At 28.2% G+C, this 25,167-nt stretch carries 23 protein-coding genes; 18 read left to right on the forward strand and 5 right to left on the reverse strand.

Going from position 1 to position 25,167, the window contains the following annotated elements:
* The first annotated feature begins 111 nt into the window (after positions 1-111).
* The 9 genes from tyrS (at position 112) to AC2A4K_RS04010 (ending at position 11,082) form a co-directional block, all read left to right on the forward strand.
* The gene (tyrS, locus tag AC2A4K_RS03970) at positions 112-1,332 is read left to right on the forward strand and encodes a tyrosine--tRNA ligase (protein WP_322504259.1); all 1,221 of its coding nucleotides are present in this window, start codon (positions 112-114) and stop codon (positions 1,330-1,332) included.
* A 421-nt stretch (positions 1,333-1,753) separates the two neighbouring features.
* On the forward strand, positions 1,754-2,446 hold the full coding sequence (locus tag AC2A4K_RS03975; protein ID WP_322504258.1) for a metallophosphoesterase: 693 nt from the start codon (positions 1,754-1,756) through the stop codon (positions 2,444-2,446).
* A 172-nt stretch (positions 2,447-2,618) separates the two neighbouring features.
* Positions 2,619-3,410, forward strand: a complete 792-nt coding sequence (yjbM, locus tag AC2A4K_RS03980; RefSeq protein WP_322504257.1) for a GTP diphosphokinase — start codon at positions 2,619-2,621, stop codon at positions 3,408-3,410.
* Between the two features lie 209 nt (positions 3,411-3,619).
* Positions 3,620-4,405, forward strand: coding sequence for a hypothetical protein (locus AC2A4K_RS03985; RefSeq protein WP_322504256.1), 786 nt, complete (start codon positions 3,620-3,622; stop codon positions 4,403-4,405).
* Positions 4,406-4,550: 145 nt separating this feature from the next.
* Complete coding sequence (locus AC2A4K_RS03990) at positions 4,551-5,666, forward strand: ATP-binding protein (RefSeq protein ID WP_322504255.1); 1,116 nt, start codon at positions 4,551-4,553, stop codon at positions 5,664-5,666.
* A gap of 13 nt (positions 5,667-5,679) precedes the next feature.
* Positions 5,680-7,017: a vWA domain-containing protein gene (locus AC2A4K_RS03995; protein WP_322504254.1), complete on the forward strand. Its 1,338-nt coding sequence runs from the start codon at positions 5,680-5,682 to the stop codon at positions 7,015-7,017.
* Between the two features lie 179 nt (positions 7,018-7,196).
* The gene (locus tag AC2A4K_RS04000; protein WP_322504253.1) at positions 7,197-8,588 is read left to right on the forward strand and encodes a DUF2334 domain-containing protein; all 1,392 of its coding nucleotides are present in this window, start codon (positions 7,197-7,199) and stop codon (positions 8,586-8,588) included.
* Positions 8,589-8,758: 170 nt separating this feature from the next.
* Positions 8,759-10,252, forward strand: coding sequence for a YjjI family glycine radical enzyme (locus tag AC2A4K_RS04005; RefSeq protein ID WP_322504252.1), 1,494 nt, complete (start codon positions 8,759-8,761; stop codon positions 10,250-10,252).
* An 8-nt stretch (positions 10,253-10,260) separates the two neighbouring features.
* Positions 10,261-11,082, forward strand: coding sequence for a YjjW family glycine radical enzyme activase (locus AC2A4K_RS04010; protein WP_322504251.1), 822 nt, complete (start codon positions 10,261-10,263; stop codon positions 11,080-11,082).
* 114 nt (positions 11,083-11,196) lie between these two features.
* Here AC2A4K_RS04010 and AC2A4K_RS04015 read toward each other — a convergent pair whose 3' ends face one another.
* Complete coding sequence (locus AC2A4K_RS04015) at positions 11,197-11,976, reverse strand: DeoR/GlpR family DNA-binding transcription regulator (protein WP_322504250.1); 780 nt, start codon at positions 11,974-11,976, stop codon at positions 11,197-11,199.
* Between the two features lie 444 nt (positions 11,977-12,420).
* Between AC2A4K_RS04015 and ulaG the strand changes: the two genes are divergently transcribed.
* The 7 genes from ulaG to AC2A4K_RS04050 all read left to right on the forward strand — a co-directional run bounded on the left by ulaG (position 12,421) and on the right by AC2A4K_RS04050 (position 18,848).
* Positions 12,421-13,485, forward strand: coding sequence for an L-ascorbate 6-phosphate lactonase (gene ulaG, locus AC2A4K_RS04020; protein WP_061426562.1), 1,065 nt, complete (start codon positions 12,421-12,423; stop codon positions 13,483-13,485).
* Positions 13,486-13,509: 24 nt separating this feature from the next.
* Positions 13,510-13,944, forward strand: coding sequence for a PTS sugar transporter subunit IIA (locus AC2A4K_RS04025; RefSeq protein ID WP_322504249.1), 435 nt, complete (start codon positions 13,510-13,512; stop codon positions 13,942-13,944).
* A 186-nt stretch (positions 13,945-14,130) separates the two neighbouring features.
* Positions 14,131-15,597, forward strand: coding sequence for a PTS ascorbate transporter subunit IIC (gene ulaA / locus AC2A4K_RS04030; RefSeq protein ID WP_322504248.1), 1,467 nt, complete (start codon positions 14,131-14,133; stop codon positions 15,595-15,597).
* A gap of 114 nt (positions 15,598-15,711) precedes the next feature.
* Positions 15,712-16,002 (forward strand): PTS sugar transporter subunit IIB, encoded by a 291-nt coding sequence (locus AC2A4K_RS04035; RefSeq protein WP_003457096.1) that lies wholly within the window; start codon positions 15,712-15,714, stop codon positions 16,000-16,002.
* 107 nt (positions 16,003-16,109) lie between these two features.
* Entirely contained in the window at positions 16,110-17,144 is a 1,035-nt protein-coding gene (locus tag AC2A4K_RS04040) for a hypothetical protein (protein ID WP_322504247.1), read from the forward strand.
* Positions 17,145-17,282: 138 nt separating this feature from the next.
* Positions 17,283-17,981, forward strand: coding sequence for an L-ribulose-5-phosphate 4-epimerase (araD, locus tag AC2A4K_RS04045; protein WP_322504246.1), 699 nt, complete (start codon positions 17,283-17,285; stop codon positions 17,979-17,981).
* A gap of 18 nt (positions 17,982-17,999) precedes the next feature.
* Complete coding sequence (locus AC2A4K_RS04050) at positions 18,000-18,848, forward strand: L-ribulose-5-phosphate 3-epimerase (RefSeq protein WP_322504245.1); 849 nt, start codon at positions 18,000-18,002, stop codon at positions 18,846-18,848.
* A 40-nt stretch (positions 18,849-18,888) separates the two neighbouring features.
* Here the strand turns inward: AC2A4K_RS04050 and AC2A4K_RS04055 are convergent, their stop codons facing one another.
* From AC2A4K_RS04055 to AC2A4K_RS04070, 4 genes are all read right to left on the reverse strand, one after another.
* Positions 18,889-19,689, reverse strand: a complete 801-nt coding sequence (locus AC2A4K_RS04055; RefSeq protein WP_322504244.1) for a tetratricopeptide repeat protein — start codon at positions 19,687-19,689, stop codon at positions 18,889-18,891.
* 516 nt (positions 19,690-20,205) lie between these two features.
* A complete protein-coding gene (locus tag AC2A4K_RS04060) occupies positions 20,206-21,516 on the reverse strand; it encodes an alpha-L-fucosidase (RefSeq protein ID WP_322504243.1) in 1,311 nt (436 codons plus the stop codon).
* 173 nt (positions 21,517-21,689) lie between these two features.
* A complete protein-coding gene (locus AC2A4K_RS04065; RefSeq protein WP_322504242.1) occupies positions 21,690-22,016 on the reverse strand; it encodes a HesB-like protein in 327 nt (108 codons plus the stop codon).
* 101 nt (positions 22,017-22,117) lie between these two features.
* The gene (locus AC2A4K_RS04070) at positions 22,118-22,462 is read right to left on the reverse strand and encodes a HesB-like protein (protein WP_322504241.1); all 345 of its coding nucleotides are present in this window, start codon (positions 22,460-22,462) and stop codon (positions 22,118-22,120) included.
* 367 nt (positions 22,463-22,829) lie between these two features.
* Here AC2A4K_RS04070 and AC2A4K_RS04075 point away from each other — a divergent pair, with 367 nt between their 5' ends.
* Positions 22,830-23,561 (forward strand): hypothetical protein, encoded by a 732-nt coding sequence (locus tag AC2A4K_RS04075; protein ID WP_322504240.1) that lies wholly within the window; start codon positions 22,830-22,832, stop codon positions 23,559-23,561.
* A gap of 540 nt (positions 23,562-24,101) precedes the next feature.
* Positions 24,102-25,115, forward strand: a complete 1,014-nt coding sequence (locus tag AC2A4K_RS04080) for a pectate lyase-like adhesive domain-containing protein (protein ID WP_322504239.1) — start codon at positions 24,102-24,104, stop codon at positions 25,113-25,115.
* Positions 25,116-25,167 lie beyond the last annotated feature (52 nt).

Here is a 25,167-nt window from a genome sequence, read left to right on the forward strand (position 1 = left end):
TAAAATCAATTGAGAATTAATATAATAAAGGATATACTATATACTATATGATATGCTAAATATAGCACCAGCCAGTGAGCTGGATTAAAATTTTTTTGGAGGGATAAACAAATGGCTAATGTATTGGATACGTTAATGGAACGTGGGTACATAAAACAGTTTACTCATGAAGCTGAAACAAGAGAACTTTTAGAAAAGGAAAAAGTTACTTTTTATATAGGATTTGACCCAACAGCTGATAGTTTACATGTAGGACATTTTATAGCGATGATGTTCATGGCTCATATGCAAAAAGCAGGTCATAGACCAATAGCTTTAATAGGTGGTGGTACTGCTACAATTGGAGATCCAAGTGGTAAAACTGACATGAGAAAAATGATGACTAACGAGACTATAGCGCACAATGTTGCTTGTATCAAAAAGCAAATGGAGAAATTCATAGATTTTTCAGATGATAAGGCTATACTTGTTAATAATGCTGATTGGCTATTAAATCAAAACTATGTTGAATTCTTAAGAGAAGTTGGAGTTCACTTCTCAGTTAACAGAATGCTTTCAGCAGAGTGCTTTAAACAAAGACTTGAAAGAGGACTTTCATTCTTAGAATTTAACTACATGTTAATGCAAGGATATGATTTCTACGTTTTAAATAAAAAATACAATTGTAAAATGGAGCTAGGTGGAGACGATCAATGGTCAAACATGATAGCTGGTGTTGAACTTGTAAGAAAGAAATCACAAGAGAGTGCATATGCTATGACTTGTACATTATTAACTAACTCAGAAGGACAAAAGATGGGTAAAACAGTTAATGGTGCATTATGGTTAGATGCAGAGAAAACTTCTCCATACGAGTTTTACCAATACTGGAGAAATGTTAATGACGCAGACGTTGAAAAATGCTTAAAATTATTAACATTTGTTCCAATGGATGAAGTTAGAAGACTTTCAAGTTTAGAAGGATCACAAATAAATGAAGCTAAAAAAGTTTTAGCATTTGAAGTAACTAAACTTATACATGGTGAAGAAGAAGCTGCAAAGGCTCAACAAGCTGCTGAAGCTTTATTTGGAAAAGGTGGAGACATGAGTAATGTTCCAACTTATGAAATGGGAAAAGATAAGTTAGGAAATGAACTTTTAGATATTTTAGTTGAAGCTGAAATAGTTCCATCAAAGGCTGAAGGAAAGAGACTTGTTAAGCAAGGTGGATTATCATTAAATGGAGAAAAAGTTGCTGATTTCAAAAAGACATTGGAAGAAGCTGACTTTGAAAATGGTGAAGTATTAATTAAAAGAGGTAAGAAAAACTACAATAAAATAGTTTTAGCATAGTACCTTTTAAAGAGGAGTGTATTAGAGTATATCCCCCAATTAAAGTTAATTGGGGGATATTCTAAATACACTCCTTTTAATTTGAAATCAATTAATAAGAGGCTCTGTTTTAGGTGAGTGTTGATTTTTAGCTAGTCCTTGAGAACTAGCTTAATTATAAAAATAGCTGATGAAGATTACATAATATTATTTGAGTTAATAGTAATTTTTTAATAGGTTTTCTTAGTAAATAAAAATAGGTTAGTACTTTTAGAAACTTGTATATATAATTAATAAGAGTGTATAATAAATTACTGATAAAAGAGGCTTAGTTAAAAGATAGGTTATATTTAGCTAATTTATTTTAGTATGTTAAAGAAGGTTTTCTTTAATAACTATAAGTGGCTATAAGGTAAAATAGAAATATGAAAGGTGATGAAATATGGCGTTATATGCTATCTCAGATTTGCATTTAGCACTTAATACAGATAAACCAATGGATATCTTTGGTGAGAAATGGCGTAATCATCATGAGAAGATAAAGGAAAATTGGGAAAATAAAATTACTGAGGAAGACACTGTTTTAATAGCAGGAGATATTTCTTGGTCAATGAAGGCTGATGAGAGTAAAGATGATTTAGACTGGATAAATTCACTTCCAGGCAAAAAAATAATAATTAAGGGAAATCATGATTATTGGTGGGGAAGTATCTCAAAGTTAAATAAAATGTATGAAAATACAAAATTTATTCAAAATAATTTTTTTATATATAAAGATTGGGCTATATGTGGAACTAGAGGATGGATTTGTGAGGGGTCTGATAAATTTACCCAAAAAGATAAAAAGATTTTTGATAGAGAGCAAATAAGATTAAGATTATCTTTAGAAGAAGCTAAAAAAGCAGGATATGAAAAGATAATATGTATGATACATTATCCTCCTACAAATGAAAAGTTTGAGGATTCAGCTTTTATGGAGATATTTAAAGAATTTGGTGTGGATAAGGTTATATATGGACATCTTCATGGTATGGCTCTTAAAGGTAAGCTATTAAATGAAGAGAGAGATGGAATAGAGTATAAGCTTACAAGTTGTGATTTTATAGATTTTAATCCTATAAAAATATTAGATTAAAATTTATATTTTACATTAAATAGATCAAGAATTAATCAGAATTTTTCTTGGACAATTTCTTAATTTTAGATAAATTAAAACTTCGAAATATTTAGTTTTAATACTTTTTTTGGTATAATGAGCGAGGAGAGTTAAATAATCTCTCTAAGAGAGTTAGGAAATAGGTGGTTCTATGGCTATACAAAATTGGAAAGACTTTTTAACTCCTTATGATCAAGCGGTAAGTGAATTAAAGGTAAAGTTAAGAAGTATTAGAAAAGAATTTAGAAGAAAAAATGAGTATTCTCCAATAGAATTTGTAACTGGAAGGGTAAAGGAAGTATCTAGTATATTAGAGAAGGCAAATAAGTATAATATTCCTGTAGATAGAATTCAATATGAGATGGAGGATATTGCAGGTATAAGGATAATGTGCCAGTTTGTTGATGATATAGATACTGTTGTCAATATTATAAGGAAGAGAAGAGATATGCAGGTTCTTTATGAAAAGGACTATGTTAGCAATGTAAAGCCAAGTGGCTATAGAAGCTATCATGTTGTTATAAGATACCCTATAAATATGGCAGAAGGGCAAAAAGATATACTTGCTGAGTTTCAAATAAGGACTTTGGCTATGAATTTCTGGGCTACAATCGAACATTCTTTAAATTACAAATATAAAAAGAATCTGCCAAAAGATATACAGTTAAAATTAAAGCGTGCAGCAGATGCAGCATTTACTTTAGATGAAGAAATGCTTGAAATAAAAGATGAAATAAAGGATGCTCAAACTTTGTTTGAAGTTAAATCAGATATTATAACAAATATAATGAATAGTATTTTAACCCTTATTTCAATAGGAAAGGTAGCAGAAGCTTCTAGATATCAAATAAGTTTAAATAAACTTATTGAAGAGGGAGAAGTTTGGGAACTCAATAAATTATTACAAGCTGTTCAAAGAGATATAGATAAGTATAATATTTAAATTAAAATAATTTAAAATACCTCCTTAGCTTTAAGGTGGTATTTTTGTATGTAGGGGTCTTTATATTTAATAATAATTATTATATAATAAAATATATTAATTAAATTTATATTAGTAATTGAGATAAGATTGTTTTAAGATTAAATTTATTATTAAAATATATTGAGATTTTATTGAGATGGATAAAATAAACTTGAGGATGTGTGTTTATGAATACTATGGATAATTTAGAATTAAAAAAGGTTAAGGAAAATCCTTTATATATAAAAGAGATAGAAAATCCTTCTGAACAAGTTCAATTAGAGGCTATTAAGAAGAATCCATTTACAATTCAATACATTGAAAATCAATGTGAAAAGTGTAAAGAGGAAGCTATAAGAAGGAATCCAACTACTATAGAATATGTAAAAGAACCATCAGAGGAATTATGTATATTAGCAGTTAAATCTTTATGGAATGCTTTAAAACTTATTAGCAATCCATCAGAAAAAGTAATAGAAGAAGCTGTTAAAACAAAAGGATGGGCTATACAATTTGTGAAGAATCCTTCAGAAAAGTTAAAACAAATAGCTGTTTCAAGAGATTATGATGCTATAAAGTATATTGAAGATCCTTCAGAAGAAGTACAACTAATTGCAGTAAAAAATCATTGGTCAGCAATTAAGTTTATAAAAAATCCAACTTTAGAGGCTATGAGAGCTGCTGTTAAAGAGGATGCAGAGTCGATAAATTTCTTACCTAATTATACTTATGAAGATTTAGAGATGTTCATAGGAGATAATATAAATGTTGTTAAATATCTTTATGAAAGTATAGATATTGATATGGTTGTTGAAATTCTTATGAAAAAAGTTGCTGAAGAAGATGTAGATGAAAAATATCTTTTAGATTTTATAGATTTAGAAGTTTTAGAAATGAATAAGGTAGAATTTATTAAAGAGTATGGAAGTAAAAGAGCAAAAATAATATTAGTAGATAGTATGCTATCTATCTAAAAATCAACATTAGTTTAAAATATAGTTAAAATAAAAAAGTTAAAATAGAATTATTAAGAAATTTTGAAAAATGTATTAGAATTTTTATACGAGGTTAGAAGGTAAGTTTTTACGGATATATTAGGAGAAAGAAGGGACGACCAAGGTGGATTTTAAAGAAGCATTAAGCACAGTTAATTTAGTTCTTATGACAGGAGAGGTACCTCTTTTAATTGGAGAAAGTGGTATAGGTAAAACTTCTTTAGCAAAAGAGCTTAGTAAAGTAAATAATTATCATTTAGTTACTATAGATGGAAATCTTCTTAAAGAAGGAGAGATTGGTGGCCTTCCAATGGTTGAGAAGAAGGAGATTGTCTTTGAAGGAGAAATAGTAAAAAGAAGTGTAACAAGATATGCTACACATGTTAAGCTTATGGAAATTGATGAGCATATTGAAAAAGGAGAAAAGATTCTTTTATTTATTGACGAGTTAAATAGATGTGAGCATGCTGTTCAACAAGAGCTTATGAATCTTATATTAAATAGAGAGATAAATGGATATAAATTAAGTGAAGATGTGTACATATTAGCTGCTATGAACCCATCAAATAAATATGATAATTATGAAGATAGTGATTATCAAGTTATTGAAATGGACCTAGCTCAAGAAGATAGATTTGTTTGGATTGATATTAGCTCAAATCTTAAGGAATGGATGAGTTGGGCTATGGGAGAAGGAAATATACATGAACATATAATAGAGTTTTTATCAACATTTCCAGAGTATTTCCATACACCTAATTCTTTAGAGACTATAAAAGCTACTCCAAGAAGTTGGGAAAGGGTTTCTAAGGCCTATAGAGTTTATTTAGCAAATAAGAAGAGTTTCTCTAAGGAAATACTTTATAGTGCTTTAAAAGGAAATGTAGGCTCAACTATAGCACAAGAATTCATATCATATATAAGTAATCTTAATAAGCCTATTATTTCAAATGAAGAAATATTTGAAAGTGATGTTTTAGGTTTTAATGTTAGAGAAAGAATAATGAGTGAAAATCACTCAAGAATGTATATTATAGCTAAGAGTGCTTTATACTATCTTGAAGGATTAAAAGAGTATAATAAAGAATTAGAAGTATTTTCAGATTTATTATCTTGTTATCCAAAAGACTTAAGACTTGGAATAATGAAAGAAATAAAAAGTGACCATTCAGAAACTTTATACGGTAGATTATTAAATGAGGATAAGTTCTTAGAAGCATTCTTTGATATATATAGCTAGGTGGTGAAATCTTATGGATTTTGAAAGAACTAGAAGAAAGCTTCTTAATATAGTTATGGAAGCTGAGGAGGAAAATAAACCCTTAACAGAAGATTTTAAAAGAGAGTTTTGGGGATTAATAGAAAAAGTTATAATCTCTCTTTATGACAAAGAAAACTCATTTTTCGGTCAATTCTTAATTCATGTCAAAAGGGAAATAAGAACTGATATAAAATGGCCTATAGCTACTAAGCCTGAGATGAGTTATTTTACTATGATGTTTAACCCAAGAATAGTATTAGAATGTGATTTGAAAGAGGTTCAGGCGCTTTTAAAGCATGAGGTTTATCATATAATGATGTCGCACTATGCTAGAGAAAAAGCTTTAAGTAGAAAATATTCAAAGTTAGCTGTTAGTATAGCTATGGATATAGCAATAAATCAATATATAAAGAATTTACCGCCATATAGTAAGAGATTGGATTATGTAAATCTAGAGTATAATATAGATTTAAAACCAGACATGCCTATGGAAAAGTATGCTGAAGAAATTCAAAAAGCTATTGAGAGAAGAAAAAAATATGGTATTACTGATAAGGATGGAGAAGCAGGAGATTTAGTAGATCAAGAAGGATCTCATGAAGTATGGGAAGAGGTTTCAGTAAGTTTAGATAGTTTAGAGGGAACAACTAAAAAGACTGCCATAAATGCTTATAAGGGAAAGGCTCCTAAGGATTTAGAAAAGATAATTCTTTTAATGAAGGAGAAGCCTGAAATCAAATGGAGTGAATTTTTAAAAAATATACTTCCTACAACTAGAGGAAGTTATAAAAAGACAATAACTAGAAAAGATAGACGTCTTCCAGAAAGGTTAGACTTAAGAGGGAAATTACCTAATTCCATTCCAAAAATATTAATAGCCATAGATGTTTCAGCCTCAATTTCTGATAAAGAATTTGAGAATATAATAGTTGAAGTCTTAGGGATTGTTAAAAATAAGAGTGCTGAAATAAAAATTATTGAATGTGATGATGAAATAAGAAGAATATATGACTTAAGAGGAATAAAGGACATAAAACCAAGAAGTAAAAAAAATGGCTCAACTAAATTTTCACCTGTCTTCAGATATATAAAAGAAAATAATATGAGAAATCATATACTTGTGTATTTCACAGATGGCGCTGGAGAGAAAGACTTAGAGGTTAAGCCTATAAATTATAGAACTCTTTGGGTTTTAACCGGTAAGGAAGAATTAAGTCTTAATAGAGCTTTCGGAACTGTTAAACATTTAGAAAAAGAAAAAGGTGAAAAATATACAATTATGGACGGATTACAAGAAATGAAGGATAATCTTCATGATTGGGCTAGATAAATAAATAAAATATAGCACATATTGATTTAATTGGAAATCAATATGTGCTATATTAATTTTTAGATACTTAAATAATTATATTTATTTAAATAAGCAATAGCTATTAAATTTTTATATAAGAATTTAGTTGGGGGCTAGTGATTATTATATATAAATAAACTTCATAAAGGAGGGATTGGGTGAAAGAGAAGGTTAAAAATGTGCTTTGGGTATTATTAATGATCGTAATAATTTCATTAGTGGTAATATCTTTGAAAATAATGAGATTTAGAGAAAATGCTATAACTAATATTGAAGTAAAGGGAGATAAAATAACTTTTGATTGCGCAATTAAAAGAGAAGATAAAAAATATTTAACTGTAGAAGGTGAAAAAAATAGGTCTGTAGTTAAAGTAGATGGATTGAAGATTTTTCTAGATAATAATTTATTAACTTTTGAAGATAAGATATATGAAAAGAACTTAAGATATTATATTTCAATAGATGATATGGTAAAAAATGGACAAGCATACATAGATAGAAATAAAGTTTTAAGTAAAAAAAGTAATAATTACATAGACTTAGAAAAGGAAGAAATTTTAAAAGGTAATGAATTTTTAGGATTAAGAGGAGAAGTTTTAGAAGAAAATAATAAGAAATATTTATCTATAAATGATTTTAAAGAACTTCTTGATTTAAGAGATGATTGGTACAAAAATAAGAATTCAATATACTTTTTTGAAGGAGAAAATCCTAATATAGATTCAAAATATAAAGTGGAAGCAGGAAAAGCAGCTGTAATCAGAATGGAGGATGTAGCAGCAGGTGGTGTTTTTTTAAAAGATAATAACATAGAAAAGATGAAGTATTTAGGTGATTATTTTAAGGCTAATGATATAGTTTTTCACATAGCATGGATACCAAGATACATAAATCCTAAAGAGGGGATTGATAATGATCTTCTTAAGGATAATAGCTTTGAGAATGTTCATTTTATAAATATGTTAGACCATTTGATAAATAGAGGAGCAGTAATAGGGCTTCATGGATATACACATCAACATAATAAAGAAATAAGTGGAGTTGGAGTGGAATTAAAGTGGAATGTTAATAATAAAGATAGTGAGATACTAAATGTAGTGGAATCCTCTTTAAGAACTTCGAATACATTAAACATACCAATAGGTTTCTTTGAAAGTCCTCATTATAAGGATGATAGAAAGCAACAAAAAATAATAGAACAATATTTCCCAATTATGTTTGAACCTTATGCAGGCTATTGGAACTTAAATCCATTAATTAGTCTTAGCAATAAATCAACATTATATGTTCCAGCTCCTTTAGGATATGTAAAAGATAATGGAGAAGCTGTAGCAAAAAGAATTAGAAACTGCGGAGATGAGATTTTCACAGGATTTTTCATACATCCATATAAATTTTTAGGAAGTATAAATGATAAAAATGATACTGAAAATAATGACGAAATCTATAGTTTTGATGAAGATTCAATGATAATAAAAATAATATCTTCATTAAAAGAAAGAGGTTGCAAGACTATAACAGTAGATGAACTTAACAGTCAGGTTAAATAATTAAAGCTTCTTTGTTCAATGAATAGAATTTCATTGAATAAAGGAGCTTTAATTTTAAATTATGGATTAAATAAAACTTGTTAGTGATTATATATTACTTAGAGGATTGTACACGCTTACATAAAAACGGTATAATAAATTTATATATATGTTTTACAGGAGGGGAAGAGATGGAAAGAGTCTTAGAAATACTAAAGGATAATTCATTAACATATCACCAACAAATTAAAAACTTAGCTGCTTATGCAGAAAATACAATTGAGGTTTTAAACGTTGATGAAGAAACAAAAAAATTAATAGATGATGGGTGCATATGTACGCTTTTCGAGGGGAATGCACCATTTAGACCTAGATATATAATTCCAGATTATTCTTTATTAATGGAAAAGGGATGTGAGTTTTTAAAACTTTCAGCTCCAGAAGATATATGGGAGGCTACAAATAATCTATTAATTTTTTATAAGCATGTACCTTCAATAACTACATTTCCAGTTTATCTTGGAAATTTAGACGAGCTTTTAGACCCATTTATAGAAGATGAGAAAGAAGCTAAAAAAGCAATTAAACTATTTTTACAGCATATAGATAGAACCTTAACTGATTCTTTTGTACATGCCAATATAGGGCCAAGAGAAACAGTAGCAGGTAGATTAATATTAGAAGTTATGGATGAACTTCAATGTGCAGTTCCAAATTTAACTATGAAGTATGATGTTGAAAATACTCCAGAAGATTTTATGAATCTTTGTGCTAGAGTTGCTTTGAGTACAGCTAAGCCAAGTTTTGCAAATCATAAAATGGATGTAAAAAGTTTTGGGACTGATAGATATGCAATAGCAAGTTGTTATAATGGATTTCATATTGGTGGAGGTGGATATACCCTTGTAAGAATAAAATTAAATGAAGTAGCTAAAAAAGCTAGTTCAGTAGATGACTTTTTAGAGAATGTATTACCTTATGTTAGTACCAAGATGATTGAGTATATAGATGAAAGAATAAGATTTTTAGTTGAGGAAACTCAGTTCTTTACATCTAATTTCTTAGTAAAAGAAGGTTTTATTCAGAAAAAACTATTTACAGGAATGTTTGGTGTAGTAGGATTAGCAGAGGCTGTAAATAGCTTATTAGGAGCAGAAAAACAAAATGATAGATTTGGATATTCAGAAAAAGCTAATAAGCTTGGATTAAGCATAATAGAAAAATTAAATAAAATAGTATCACAGCATGAAGCAAAGCATGTAAATTGTTTTGGAGGACACTATGTTCTTCATGCACAAGTAGGAATAGATTTAGATCAAATGGTATCACCAGGATGTAGAATACCAGTTGGAGAAGAACCAGAATTATTTAAGCATATAATGCAATCAGCACCATTCCATAAGTATTTTTGTAATGGAATAGGAGACATATTTGTATTTGAAGATACTTATAATGAGCATCCTGAAGCTTTAGTTGATATTATAAAAGGAGCTTTTAATTCAGGAATAAGATATATGTCTGTTTATGGTAGTGGAGCAGATGTAATAAGGGTTACAGGATATTTAGCAAAGCGTTCAGAGGTTGAAAAGCTTGAAAGAGGAGAGGCTGTTCTTAATAATACAGATGTCTTTGCTATGGGAGCTAAGAATAATTGCCATGCCTTTGAAAGAAAACTTAGAAAGTAAGTGATATTATGGCTTTAGTAAATAAAATAATTCCTTTTTCTTGTGTCGATGGACCAGGAAATAGAATGGTTATATTTTTTCAAGGATGTAATTTTCAATGTCTATATTGCCACAATCCTGAGACTATCAATAAATGTATAGCTTGTGGAAAGTGTGTTGAAAATTGTGAAGTAGGAGCATTATCAATTAAAGATGGAAAAGTTATTTGGGATGAAGAGGAGTGTGTTGCTTGCGATAAGTGCATAAAAATATGTGAGCATATGTCTTCTCCAAAGGTTAAGGATTATTCAGTAGAAGAACTTATAAAAAAGATAGAAAATGATAGGTTTTTTATAAGAGGAATAACTGTTAGTGGAGGAGAATGTACTCTAAACTCAGATTTTTTAATAAAACTTTTTAAAGAAGTTAAAAAGATGGGATTAACATGTTTTGTTGACACTAATGGAAATACTGAATTAAATCATGAGATTATAGAATTTACAGATAAATTTATGTTAGATGTTAAGTCTATTGATGAAGAAGAAAGTATATGGTTAACTAAATCATCAAATAAATTAGTACTAGAGAATTTAAAAAGAATATTAGATTTAAATAAGATGTATGAGGTTAGAACTGTTATAGCACCAGGTTTAGATAGTGAAAAAACAGTGGATGTTGTGTCTAAAATAATTGGTGATAAATGTAGGTATAAACTTATAAAGTATAGACAGTTTGGTGTTAGAGAAGAGGGCATAGAAGCTCATGGTAGAATAAGTCCAAGAGATGATTATATGAATCAGTTGAAAGATAAATCTATATCTAATGGATGCAAGGATACAATAATAACTTAATATTTTATGTATTAAATTTAAGTAATGAAAAAAGATAAAAGTAATTAATTTGCTTTTATCTTTTTTAGTTAAGTTTTATAAATTTTAATAAGAAAAAAATATTGAAATATTATTTTATGAGAATATTATTTTTACTCCTTTTTCTCTTAATTTTTCAAGTTCAGACGTATCATCTTCTATCTCATTTGTGATTACATAATTAACTTTAGAAATATCTCCACTAGAAAAATTATGATGTATCCCTATTTTTGAGTTATCTGCTAAGACGAAAGTTGGGCCATTACAATTTTCTAGCATCTTCATATTTACTGTGGTTTCCTGGAGAACAGATGTACTAATTCCTGTATTAGCATTTATACCACTAACTCCTATAAAACATTTAGTTGCAGTTATTTTAGAAATTATCTGAGTGGCTATATCACCAACCATAGATTGCTTTCTTCCATATACTTCACCGCCTGTAAGTATTATCTCTACATTAGGCGATAAATTCATACCTAAGATTTTACCATTGTTTGTAATTACCATAACTCTTTTATCTTCTATATATTCTAAGAGTTTTATTGCAGTTGAACTGGAGTTTATGAATATACTATCGCCGTCTTCTATAAATTCAGCAGCTTTTTTAGCTATAGAATCTTTAATTTTTTCTCTTTCAACATTACTATGATTGAAATAAGGATCTTCGCTCAAAGCTCCTTCAATAAGTTCAGCACCACCATATTTTCTTCTTATAACTCCTTCTTTTTCTAGGTTTTGAAAATCTCTTCTTATTGTTATATTAGATGTTTTTAATAAAGTAGCTAATTCTTCTGTTTTAGCAAATTTATTTTCTTTTAAATATTTTAATATTGCTTGTTGTCTTTTAAAAACAAAGCCTTTTGCGTTTTTCATTATAAATGCCTCCTAATCGATATTGTTTGGTATTATTTTCTATAAATATCTCTCCGAATATTATAAATCTAAAATAAAATTATATATAGATGATTTAAAAAAGTACTAAAATTTGTAGATAGTAATTTTAAAAAATATGAAGTTATATTTAAGTTTAATAATTAAATACTGAAGTTTATTATAGCTAACATTAAATTTCATATTACTATTTATAATAATTGTACATAAAAGAATAGTATAAATCAACGTAAATAGAATGAAAAATAATCAAAATGAACATAAAAATTAGAAATTATTTGATTGATGGCACAAAAAAACAGAAAAATAACAAAAACAATCAGAAAATACTTGCAAGGAAAACAATTACAGTATATAATTTAATCATAAAGTGATTGAACAAACTTAATAAACGTTCAAAACAATCAAATGGGTGGAGGTATAATTATGAGTAAAGTAAATGAAATAACAAGAGAATCATGGATTTTAAATACATTTCCAGAATGGGGAACTTGGTTAAATGAAGAGATAGAAAATGAAGTGGTTAAACCAGGAACATTTTCTATGTGGTGGCTTGGTTGTACAGGTATATGGCTTAAAACTCAAGGGAATACAAACATATGTATAGACTTTTGGTGCGGAAGTGGAAAAAGAACAAAGAAGAATCCTTACATAAATCCAGAGCATCAAATGGCAAGAATGTGTGGAGGTAAGAAACTACAACCTAATTTAAGAGTTGCACCTTTTGTATTAGATCCATTTGCAATAAAGAATGTTGATGCAATAATATCAACACATGATCATAACGATCATATAGATATAAATGTTGCAGCTGCAGTTTTAAAAAATTGTTCAGAAGATGTTCCATTTATAGGACCACAAGCATGTGTTGATAAATGGATAGGATGGGGAGTGCCAAAGGAAAGATGTATAGTTGTTAAACCTGGAGATGTAATAAAAATAAAAGATATTCAATTACATGCTTTAGAATCTTTCGATAGAACAGCTTTAATAACAGCTCCTCCAGAAGGAGATTTAAGAGGAAAGATGCCAGTAGATATGGATTATAAGGCTGTTAACTATTTAATAGAAACTCCAGGAGGAAATCTTTATCATAGTGGAGATTCACATTATTCAAATTATTATGCTAAGCATGGAAATGATTATAAAATAGATGTTGCCCTTGGCTCATATGGAGAAAATCCAAGAGGTATTACAGATAAAATGACATCAGTAGATATTTTAAGAATGGCTGAAGCATTAAATACTCAAGTAGTAATACCATTCCATCATGATATATGGTCAAACTTCCAAGCTGATACAAATGAAATCTTAGCATTATACGACATGAAAAAATATAGATTACAATATAAATTTATACCATTTATATGGCAAGTAGGTGGAAAGTTTACATTCCCAGAAGATAAGGATAAGAGAGAATATCATTATCCAAGAGGATTCGATGATTGTTTCTCTGTAGATATAAACTTACCATATAACTCATTCCTATAAGATTTAAGAGTGGAGGAAATAATCATGTTAAAAGAATTAATAGAAAAAGGTAGATATTCTTTTCATGATGGCTTTGATAATTGGGAAGATGCAGTTAAGGCTGCATGCGCTCCCTTAGAAAAAGAAAAAGTTATCGAAAAAGAATATGCGGATTTAATAATAAAGAGTATTAAAAAACATGGACCATATATAGTGATTGCACCAAAGATTGCTATACCACATGCACAAGAAGAACATGGAGTTAATGAAACAGCTATATGTTTTATGAAAACGAATACTCCTGTAAGTTTTGGTGAGGGTGAAGAGTATGATGCTCAATTATTCTTTGTTTTAGCTTCAGTAGATAATGAAGTACATTTAAAGAATTTAACTAAAATGGTTGAGTTAATTTCAGATGAAGAAACTGTAGAAAAGCTTTTAGAAGCTCAATCAGTTGAGGATCTTAAAAAATTAGTATAAGAGATTTTGAAAAAACAAGTTTTGAAGTTTCTACAGTGCTTTAGGTAGGTTTTAAACTAAAGTACTGTAGAAACTATAGTAAATAGGTAAGACTAATTTGATTTAGTTTTCAGTTAAGTTATAAATTAAAACAGTTTAAATAATATTAGAACAAGTTAAGAAAAGGGATATGGGAGGAGAAGTATTATGGATTTTATAATCTGCATTTGGGAGTTTTTCCAAAATAACATTCTGACAAAACCTGCATTTTTCATTGGATTTATAGTTCTTATTGGTTACTTATTACTTAAGAGACCTTTTTATGATGCTTTGGCAGGATTTATAAAGGCAACAGTCGGTTATTTAATTTTAAATGTTGCAGCAGGTGGACTTGTTAGTAACTTCCGTCCAATTCTTGCGGGCCTTAAAGATAGATTTAATTTACAGGCGGCAGTTATAGATCCTTATTTTGGACAAACAGCGGCTCAAGAGGCTATAGGGAATATAGGAAAATCTTTTTCTATGATGATGGTAGTTTTACTTATAGCATTCTTATTCAACTTAGTACTTGTATTACTTAGAAAATTTACAAAGGTTCGTACAGTATTTATTACAGGGCATGTAATGGTACAACAATCAGCTACAGCTTTATGGTTAGTATTTTTATGTTTCCCAAATTTAAGTAATATGGGAGTAGTAGTAATGCTAGGATTACTTCTTGGAACATACTGGGCAGTATTTTCTAATCTTACAGTTGAACCATGCCAAGATCTTACTGAAGGTGGTGGATTTGCAATAGGTCATCAACAAATGTTAGGAGTTTGGATAACTGATAAAATAGCTGGAAAAATAGGAAATAGTAAAAAGAGTATTGAGGATTTAGAACTTCCAGGATTCTTATCTATATTTAGTGATAACGTTGTAGCAACTGGCATATTAATGACTGTTTTCTTCGGAATAATTATGGGAATACTAGGACCAGATTTAATGCATACAATCGATAAGGGATTTGATCAAAATACAAATTTCTTATTTTATATACTAGAAAAATCACTTAACTTTGCAGTTTACTTAAGTATATTACAAATGGGTGTTAGAATGTTCGTTTCAGAACTTACTGAATCATTCCAAGGTATTTCAAATAAAATACTTCCAGGATCAGTACCAGCTGTAGATTGTGCAGCAACTTATGGATTTGGACATCCAAATGCAGTCACTATTGGATTCTTATTTGGAGCAGTAGGTCAATTTATAGCAATAATAGGACTTGTAGTTTTCCAAAGTCCAGTACTTATAATAAGTGGATTCGTACCATTATTCTTTGATAATGCTACATTTGCAGTGTTTGCTAACAGAAAAGGTGGATTGAAGGCTGCCATGATAATTCCATTCGTTTCAGGAGTTATACAGGTTTTAGGTGGAGCATTTGCTGCTTACTATTTTGGATTAGCTCAATTTGGAGGATGGCATGGAAACTTTGATTGGGATACATTATGGCCAGTAGTTGGAGTTCTTATGGACAAGTTTGCTTATGTAGGGGTTGGAATAGCAGTAGTAGGAATGCTTTTAATACCTCAAATTCAATATTTTAAAAATAAAAAGGGTTATTTTAAGTTAGTTGAAGATTATGAAGGATATTTAGAAGACAAAGAAAAGGAAAAAGTACAAAATTAGCTTCAAATCAATTTATAGTTAGTACCACTGTTAAGTACTAACTATCAAAATAAAATAGATCAAAATTAAAATATATAGATAAAAATAATTGGTGTTAATTAGGAGGAGATATTTATGTTAAAAGTAATAGCAGCATGTGGAAATGGAATGGGATCAAGTCAAATTATAAAAATGAAAATAGAGAAGATATTTAAAAAGTTAAATATTCCTGTATCAATTCATCATACAAGTATAGGAGCAGCAAAAACAGAAGCTTCAAGTTATGATGTAGTATTCTGTTCAGATGCATTAAAAGGAAATTTTGATAAAGCAAAGGCTTCAGGAACTATTGTTATAGGACTTAAAAATCTTTTATCAGAAAAAGAAATTGAAGAAAAGATTGTAGAAAATATAGTAAATAAATAAATATAAAAGTTATGATATAGTACTTATTTCTTAGAGGGTTAAGAGATAGGTACTATGTTATAAATGAGACTTTATTTTAATTATTTATAATCTAGGAGGAATATAAGATGAAAATAGAAAAGAAGTTTTTAACTGACTTACATAGATGTTATGCAACAAGTAGTACTGTTATTGATGGAGATAGAAAAATACTTATAGCAACTGAAGGAGAAGGTCCTTGCTTCATGTATGAGGGCGATGATTTTAAACAATCAACTGTTTGGGATGGTCCAGGAGGAACAATGTCTATAATTCCTATCCCAGGAAAAAATGGCGATTTTCTAGCAGTTCAAAGATTTTTCCCTACATTTCAATCAGAAGATGCTGAGATAGTATGGGGAAGATATGAAAATGGAAAGTGGGAAATAAAAACATTATTTAAGCTACCATATCTACATCGTTTCGATATTTTAGAAGCTAATGGAAAGTTGTATTTCTTAGGAGCAGTTTTATGTAATAGTAAGCAATTTAAAGATGATTGGAGCGATCCAGGTAAGATATATGTAGGAGAAATTTCAGAAGATTTAAATAATCCTATTGAGCTTAAGGTTATAAAAGACGGATTAACTAAAAATCATGGATATTGTAGAGCATATCATGATGGAAAAATGGTTGGTTTAGTAACATCTCAAGAAGGAGTATTTAGAGTAACACCACCTCAAAGTGATAATGAGGAATGGATTATTGAAAAAATAATGAATAGACCTACAAGTGATGTAGCTGTTGTAGATATAGATGAAGATGGTGAAGATGAATTAGTTACTATTGAAGAATTCCATGGTAAACATTTCAGAATAAATAAAAAGTATGGAGATGAATATAAAATTATTTATGAGTATCCAAAAGAAATGGATTTTGGACATGTTGTTTGGGGTGGTAAGCTAAGAGGAGTTCCAACTATAATAGGTGGTTATAGAAGATGCGATAAAGATTTATTTTATATTCAATGTACTGATAAAGAAAAATTAGAATTTGAAACTGTAGTTATTGAGTCAGGGGTTGGACCAAGTAATGTTGCCGTTTTAAATGAAGATGATAGAGATATAATAATATCTGCAAATAGAGAGCTTGGACAAGCTGCCCTATATATTGTTACTGATTAATAAAAGATAATAAGTTTATTTTAGTTTGTTAATTAATAAGAGAGCTTTATTTTAAAGTTTATTAAGCGAATTAATACTAAATACTGAAAAACAAATTTTGCTATAAGGGTTATTAAGAGTCTAAGGAGGATCTTTTATATGTTAGAGAACTTAAAAAAAGAAGTTTACGAAGCTAATATGCTTCTTCCAAAATATAATTTAGTAACATTTACATGGGGCAATGTTTCTGCCATAGATAGAGAAAAAGGACTTGTTGTAATTAAACCATCAGGAGTTGAGTATGACACAATGAAACCAGAAGATATGGTTGTGGTTGATTTAGGAGGAAATGTTGTTGAAGGAAAATATAAACCTTCATCAGATACAGGTACTCATTTGAAACTTTACAAGGAGTTTAAGAATATAGGAGGAATAGTTCATACCCATTCTAGATGGGCAACAATATTTGCACAAGCAGGAAGAGGAATAAAACCATATGGAACAACTCAGGCAGACTATTTTGCTGATGAAATTCCTTGTACAAGAGACATGACTAGAGAAGAGATTGAAGGAAATTATGAATATAATACAGGAGTTGTAATTGTTGAAAGATTCAAGGACATGAATCCAGAGAATATTCCAGCAGTACTTGTTAAAAATCATGGTCCTTTTACTTGGGGAAAGGATGCTAAAGAGGCTGTTCATAATGCTGTTGTTCTAGAAGAAGTAGCAATGATGGCATACAATACAGAAATATTAGCAAATAAAAATGTAGATAGTATGTCTGATGATTTATTAAATAAACACTTTTCAAGAAAGCATGGTCCAAATTCTTACTATGGACAAACAGGAGCTTAAGAAAAGGAGTTGATTAAAATGAAGGAATATTTTATTGGATTATATGAGAAAGCTATGCCAAATACACTTACTTGGAGAGAAAAACTTCAATGTGCAAAAGATAATAATTTTGATTTTTTAGAAATGAGCATAGATGAAACTGATGAAAAGTTAAAAAGACTTGATATGACAAAAGAAGAAAGAAAGGTTTTAGTAGACCTTATGTATGAAGTTGGTCTTCCAATAAGAACTATGTGTCTTAGTGGACATAGAAAATATCCTATAGGGAGTGCAGATGAAACAACTAGAAATCGTGGTATGAGAATAATGGAGAAGGCTATAGAGTTAGCTGATGATTTAGGAATTAGGATAATTCAATTAGCAGGGTATGATGTTTATTATGAAGAGGGTAGTGAAGAAACAAGAAAATTATTCTATGAAAATCTAAAAAAAGCTGTTGAAATGGCTGCCAGATCAGGAATAATTTTAGCTTTCGAAACTATGGAAACTGAGTTTATGAACACAGTTGAAAAAGCTATGAGTTATGTTAAAAAGGTTGATTCACCATACTTAGGGGTTTATCCTGACTGCGGAAATATAACTAATGCTGCTACTAAATATAATAAAAATGTTATTGAAGATTTAAGAATTGGTAAAGGTCACATAATGGCTGTTCATCTTAAGGAAACAAAACCAGGTAAGTTTAGAGAAATTCCATTTGGAACTGGACATGTTGATTTTGAAAGTATAATAAAAGAATCATATAACATGGGAGTAAGAAGATTTGTTACTGAGTTCTGGTACACAGGTACTGGTGACTATAGAGTTGAGATAAAGAATTCAAGAGAATTTATAGAAGAAAAATTCAATAGAGCTTTAAGAAAATAAGGTTAAAAAAAGCATTAGATTTGATCTAATGCTTTTTTTACTATATTTTTAACTCTGCTATTGCAGCTCTTATTTTATCTTTGTTAAGTACTGAGAAATAAGACTCTCTTTTAGTTAAAGCTTTGTCAAAAACCTCTAAAGCTCCTTCTATATCTCCTTCATCTTTAAGAATAAGCCCATAATAATAGTATGGCTCTGGAATACCAGGATCATTTTCTAAAAGCTTTTTATAAAGTTCTTTAGCCTTTTCTACATTACCAGTAAAATAGTATGATTCAGCTAAATTATCAGTTATAACAACATTATCAGAATCATATTCATAAGCTAAAAGATTATATTGTAGTGCTTCATCGTAATCTTTATCTAAAACTAAGAAATATCCTAATGTTTCATAAACTGTAGTATTTTCATACTCAGTGTGAAGTTTTCTTAGATTTTCAATAGCTTTCTTTAAGTCTCCATTTTTCCAAGTTATAAGAGAGTCTGTCATTGTATAAGAAGCTCTTAATCTTTCAGGTAATTTATCATAGTCAATAGCCTGTAAAAGCTTAGTTGCTTCATCTAAATTACCTAAATAAAGTGTAAGGTATGCATATTGAAGTCTTATGCTATCACTAGTATTTTTATATGTACAAGCTTTTTTATAAAGTTCTAAGGATTTTTCCCTTTCACCATTTTTAAAGGCAACATTACCCTTATAAGCTAAAATGTATGGCTTTTTCTTATTATATTTGTATAAAGCATAGATTAATACAACAAGCAATGCAAGAATGTATTGTTTCATCATTACTAATACAAATGCTAATATTAAAGCAATTATAAAGTCATAAGCTGTTTTCATTTTTATTACGCCTCCAGTAAAATACAAAATGTTGTAATTATGTTATAAGATTAATTTTAATGGAATTTTATACTTAATACAACTTTACTTAATTAGGTTTACAAAAAGTTATTTCAAACTTAGACTTTATTTTAGGTTGAAGGTTAAGTAAAAGTTTTAATTTTGAACCTTGAACTTATGTGATGCAACTATATATAGTGAGATTATATTTCTTTTTGATTATGCTCAAACAGAAAAAGCATCTTAACGTTATTATTCTTACGTAGAAACTTTTCATAATAGTTTGGGCAATTTGGAATCTTAGAGTTTCTAGCTATGAGGAACTGCAATACTAATTGCTCATTAAGATTGTCTTGCAGTTCTAGTTAAAAATCAACACTAGTTTAAAATGGAGCATAAACTTAAAAGAGATATGTATTTTAAAATACATATCTCTTTCTTTAAAAAGTATAAAGCTCTATTTTAGAATATATTTAACGTTTTACTACATTTAATAAGAACATTATTTATTAAGAGTTATCCAATATATGCACCAATATGATTAATCATAGGTGGATTTTTATATTTAGTAAATGAAATCTTAATTTTATCAGTTTTGATATTATTAAGTTTAGCTATGTGTCTATATCCTATAGAAGAGCCATTGTAAAGTTCAAACCAGCCATTGTTATAAGCATAAACTTTAAATTCTTCTACGTTTTGACCTTCGGCAATCCATTCTCTTATTTCTAAAATATTAAATTCAGTAACAGTTTTAAAATCTATTTCTATATAAGGATTTACTGCATTTTCATTAGCTATCCAATAGGATTTCTTATAATCGTCAATTAGGTTATAGCTATCACTAGATGATGAGTTTGTAGCCAATATAGAAGAGCCTTTAATAAGATTATTAGAAAAAGTCTCTTTTATATATTTTGAAAAATCAGAAAGTGTACGGATGTCATTACCATTTAATAAGCCATCTGTATTAGGAGATAAAACTAATATTAGATTAGTATTTCTTCCTAAAGAATTGTTATAAACGTGCTTTAAAATAGATAATGCATTTTCTTTGTGGTTTACACAATCAGATAAAGAGTAAATACTTTCCCCAACAATCCAAGTGTCACCGTGAATATCTCCATTTCTTACCTCTTCATTGTTTAAATCTTCTTTTAAAAGATCTAAATTTACAGAAGAGTAGAAAGATGTTTTTAATGCTTTTACATCAGAGTAATACATCCAACGTACATCAGGGCCTATAGGACTAGAGATCATACATTTAGGATTTATTTCTTTGATAATTTTAAAGTATCTCTCAAAGTTAAGTGATTCATAGGACTCATCTAAGGAAGTCATATCCATAATAACTTCGCTTATAGGAGAATAATTAGTCATAAGTTCTTTTAATTGCGAAATATAGTAATTATCATATTCTTCAGGAGTTAAGTTCAAAGTGAGATAATCTTTTAAAGTAAGATGAATACCAAATTTAAGTCCAAACTTTTTGCAAGATTTACTAACTTTTTTTACCAAATCCTCACAACTATTTTCAAAATAAGGATTATTTATATTAACTTTTGAACAGTTGCTTTGCCATAAACAAATACCATTATTAAGCTTAGCTGTTAAAATAACTTTTTTAAATCCAAATTTAAATAAGTTTTCTGCCCAGTTATCTGTGTTAAATGAAGTTTCTTTTTTAAACAAAGAAGGAGCTTCATCATTATTCCCACAATTTGCTGTAAATGTATTAGAGTGAATGTCTAAGAAAGCTATTAATTCATCTTCTTGGTATTTTCTTTGTTCTTTAGTTGGAGTTACTTTAATTAGAGTTGTATTCATTATCTCTCCCCCTTAAAATAAAAGCTTTTATTAAATTATAATACTTATTTTATACATAAACAACCATAAAAGTAAAAAAATGAAAATGATTTAATGAATATAAAATTTGTTAAAAAAAGAACTGTAGCTAGTGAAATTTAACTCACTAATGCTACAGTTCTATATTTAAAAAATTAATGACAGCTTGAGCAAGAAGAACATCCGCCTTCGCTTTCTTTAACTGGTTTTAAAGATAATCCTCTGCCATCATTTTCCTCAGAAGAAAGTAGAACAAATCCTTCAAAATCTTTAACAAGTTCTTTATCAATAAAGAATGTTATATCTTCAATTTTAACAACTTCATCATTATCTGATTGTTCATCCAGAACAATATTAAATACTGGGCCTCCTCAGCCAACTCCTGCTAGATTTATTCTTATGTCAAACTTTTCTATGCCGTTTTCTTGTAGAAAAGATTTGAACTCAGTATAAGCTTCATTACTCATTTTAACAACTGACATATCTATTTCCTCCTAAATTTTAATTTAAAGCAAAAATTGCTTTATACAACTTATTATTAATATATTTTAAAATAATATCACACTAAATTGAAATATTATAATTAGTGACAGCTACCACAGCTACCACAATTTCCGCTGCAACTTCCACCTTCATAATCGCTCATTAGAGGATCAAGAGTTAATCCTTCACCGAAGTTTTCCTCATCAGAAAGTATTGAGAATCCTAAGAAGACATCTATTAAAGAAGGATCAATAACAAAAGTTAAATCTTTTATTACTTCAACTTCATCGCCTTCATTTTTTTCTCCAGCAGTTACAGAAAACATAGGACCCATAGGGCCGTTTCCACCAAAGTTTATTCTAATAACATCACTATCTATATCATTAGCTTTTAGAAACTCTTTAAATTCAACATAAGCGTCATCGCTCATTGCTACCTTTTTCATTTAATCACCTACTTAAATTCAATTAATTAATAATTAATATTGATTGATTAAATTATATAATTTTACATAAAATAAATCAAGACTATTTTAGTAGGAATTTAATTGATAGAACTTACTTTTATATAAAGATAAGAAAAATAGAGGAGAATTACATATAAATATAAGAAAAATAGATGATAATTATTATGTTTTTGTAATAATATGAAAATTTTTATAAAAAACAGGTTGAGAAGTTCTCTTTATCAAATTAAAATAAAATAGTTAAATAAAATATGAAGATATACTAAATATATAGTTAATATAAAGTAAGTAAGGATTATTTTTATAAAAATAAATTATCCTTAGGTAGTTTAGGAAGGGAAAAATTATGGTACCATATACGCTAAATTATTGTGAAGACAAAATAAGAGAATATAAAAATAAAATAAAAGAAAATAAAAAAGGTAATTTTACTATTAAATATAGTGATAAAAGTGAATTTGATGGATATTTATATGAGCATAAAGAACATATAAATGAAAATCCAATAGAGCTTTTTGAAGGTGAAAAGCTTTGGATGAGAATTTCACCTCATGAGATTCAAGGTGCTTTTGAAAGTATAAAAAGAGCAGAAGGCAAGGTTGGAGTTCTTGGATTGGGTTTAGGATATTTTGTTCAAGAAATAGCTAAAAAAGATGATGTAAAAGAAATCGTTGTTTATGAAATGAGTCAAGAGATAATCGATCTATATTTAGAAAGCTTTGGGGAAAATCCTAAGATTAAGATTATAAAAGGGGATGGATTTAAAGCAAAAGGAGAACAATTTGATTTTTTCTATGTTGATATATACGAATATAAATTAACTAAAAAAGTGGTTGAGGATTATGTTAGCTTAACAAAACTTCATGACATAGAAGAATATAGTTTCTTTGGGGTTGAATCATTTATATTAAGCTGTCCAACAAGTGAAATAATGTGGGTCTATATATTAGAAGAGTGGATGGATATGTCAAAAGATTTATTTACTAGATTTAATCATAGTAAATATATAGAATATTTTTCGCCTATAGAGGAAAAAGAAGTCTTAAAAGTGCTTAAAGAGTTTGGAAAAGTTCTATAAAAAGTTCTTAATCATTAATACTATGCTTTAAATTACGTTGATTTTTAGATAGGTCTATAATTTATTGAACTAGTAAAAGGTAGTAAGAAAAGTAAATAGTTTATTTAGTAAGGTTATAATTATGTTTTATTAAAAATCTTAAAAGAACTTCTTGAATGGTATTTAAGAAGTTAAGTGTTCATAGATTCTTGCTTTTAAAAACATATTATAACCTTTTTGTTTCTAAATTTTAACTTTATAAATTTGAACAGAACATATAATTTAATATAAATTATATATTTTAGATTAAATTTTTGATTATATTGGATTAATAAAAAGAAAAATATTTAATTTTGCATAATATTAAATTAATTATTTATGAGAGAGATTCTTGAAAATAGTAAATATACATAAATAATTCACAAGATTTTAGTAGAGTTAAAAAAAATCTATGATATGTCAAAAAAATCTATAATTTATTTTTTGAAAACCTATACAAAAAATGATATAATTAGTGCATAATAGAATTATAAAAAATATTTAAGAAGAGGTGAGTTTAATATGGCACATAAAAAAGTCGCAAAGATAATAGCAACTGCTATAGTAGTAAATAACCTCTCTAGTAGCGTAGTTTTAGGTAAAGAAGTTAATTTAAAAGAAAATAATAAAGATAATGCAATAATAAATCAAAGTATAAATGACAATAAAAAATATAGTGATATTTTTAGAATAGAAAAGACCGTTGGAGATACAGAAAGCTTCTTAAAAATAATAAATGATGGGAACTTAGAAGAAATAAAACTGTCAAAAGATATTGATTTAAGCAATTTGATTTCAAGTGGAATAGATATAAAGACTTCGAATCTTGTAATAGATGGACAAGGGCACAGTTTCTATGTTCCTAAATTAGCTGAAAATCTTAATAGAGATTTTTTTACACTACAGGGAGATGGAATAGTATTAAAAAATTTAAAGATAATATGTAATGATGAAAATGAGGGAGATAGTGGTAAGAATAATCTTATTAATATTTCAGGAGATAATATAACTTTAGAAAACGTTTTGATAAGATCTAACTTTAATAGAGCAGTTAGTATTTCAGATGGAAAAGATATTAATATAAATAATTGTAGAATAGAAAATAATCAAGACAATGGAAATGGATTAAAAGTTGAAAATGGACAAGTAAATTTAAATAATTTTGATTTGAAAAATAAAAGTGGAATTGGCCTTGATATTTTAGGAAAAGATTCAAAGGTTAATTTAGTTGGAGATATAAAAATAAGTTCTCCAATTGAGATAAGGGGTCAATTTAGAGATGGTGGCAGTATAAGTTGTGATAACAATCAACTAATTCACGAAAAAAGAGTTTTTGGTTATACTTATTATGATGTTGCAAAAGAAACAGAACTAATTAGAAATAAAGTAGAGTTTTTAGAGGCAATAGATAATAATATTGTTAAGAATATGAAATTAATGGATAATATTGATTTAAGAGGATATGAATCAGAATATTATAAGGTTTTTGAAAAAGAATTAAAAATTGATAAAAATAATTATCACATAACAATGTAAAAGATAAAGGTATCTAAACGGAGTCAAATCTCAGCGTTTAGATACCTTTTTA

It is taken from the genome of Clostridium sp. LIBA-8841, assembly GCF_057782475.1.

What these genes read in the sequence shown, in the direction of transcription:
- tyrS (WP_322504259.1), top strand. Translation starts at nt 112, where the DNA reads ATGGCTAATGTATTGGATACGTTAATGGAACGTGGGTACATAAAACAG.
- AC2A4K_RS03975 (WP_322504258.1), top strand. Translation starts at nt 1,754, where the DNA reads ATGGCGTTATATGCTATCTCAGATTTGCATTTAGCACTTAATACAGAT.
- yjbM (WP_322504257.1), top strand. Translation starts at nt 2,619, where the DNA reads ATGGCTATACAAAATTGGAAAGACTTTTTAACTCCTTATGATCAAGCG.
- AC2A4K_RS03985 (WP_322504256.1), top strand. Translation starts at nt 3,620, where the DNA reads ATGAATACTATGGATAATTTAGAATTAAAAAAGGTTAAGGAAAATCCT.
- AC2A4K_RS03995 (WP_322504254.1), top strand. Translation starts at nt 5,680, where the DNA reads ATGGATTTTGAAAGAACTAGAAGAAAGCTTCTTAATATAGTTATGGAA.
- AC2A4K_RS04005 (WP_322504252.1), top strand. Translation starts at nt 8,759, where the DNA reads ATGGAAAGAGTCTTAGAAATACTAAAGGATAATTCATTAACATATCAC.
- AC2A4K_RS04010 (WP_322504251.1), top strand. Translation starts at nt 10,261, where the DNA reads ATGGCTTTAGTAAATAAAATAATTCCTTTTTCTTGTGTCGATGGACCA.
- AC2A4K_RS04015 (WP_322504250.1), bottom strand. Translation starts at nt 11,976, where the DNA reads ATGAAAAACGCAAAAGGCTTTGTTTTTAAAAGACAACAAGCAATATTA.
- ulaG (WP_061426562.1), top strand. Translation starts at nt 12,421, where the DNA reads ATGAGTAAAGTAAATGAAATAACAAGAGAATCATGGATTTTAAATACA.
- AC2A4K_RS04025 (WP_322504249.1), top strand. Translation starts at nt 13,510, where the DNA reads ATGTTAAAAGAATTAATAGAAAAAGGTAGATATTCTTTTCATGATGGC.
- ulaA (WP_322504248.1), top strand. Translation starts at nt 14,131, where the DNA reads ATGGATTTTATAATCTGCATTTGGGAGTTTTTCCAAAATAACATTCTG.
- AC2A4K_RS04035 (WP_003457096.1), top strand. Translation starts at nt 15,712, where the DNA reads ATGTTAAAAGTAATAGCAGCATGTGGAAATGGAATGGGATCAAGTCAA.
- AC2A4K_RS04040 (WP_322504247.1), top strand. Translation starts at nt 16,110, where the DNA reads ATGAAAATAGAAAAGAAGTTTTTAACTGACTTACATAGATGTTATGCA.
- araD (WP_322504246.1), top strand. Translation starts at nt 17,283, where the DNA reads ATGTTAGAGAACTTAAAAAAAGAAGTTTACGAAGCTAATATGCTTCTT.
- AC2A4K_RS04050 (WP_322504245.1), top strand. Translation starts at nt 18,000, where the DNA reads ATGAAGGAATATTTTATTGGATTATATGAGAAAGCTATGCCAAATACA.
- AC2A4K_RS04055 (WP_322504244.1), bottom strand. Translation starts at nt 19,689, where the DNA reads ATGAAAACAGCTTATGACTTTATAATTGCTTTAATATTAGCATTTGTA.
- AC2A4K_RS04060 (WP_322504243.1), bottom strand. Translation starts at nt 21,516, where the DNA reads ATGAATACAACTCTAATTAAAGTAACTCCAACTAAAGAACAAAGAAAA.
- AC2A4K_RS04070 (WP_322504241.1), bottom strand. Translation starts at nt 22,462, where the DNA reads ATGAAAAAGGTAGCAATGAGCGATGACGCTTATGTTGAATTTAAAGAG.
- AC2A4K_RS04075 (WP_322504240.1), top strand. Translation starts at nt 22,830, where the DNA reads ATGGTACCATATACGCTAAATTATTGTGAAGACAAAATAAGAGAATAT.
- AC2A4K_RS04080 (WP_322504239.1), top strand. Translation starts at nt 24,102, where the DNA reads ATGGCACATAAAAAAGTCGCAAAGATAATAGCAACTGCTATAGTAGTA.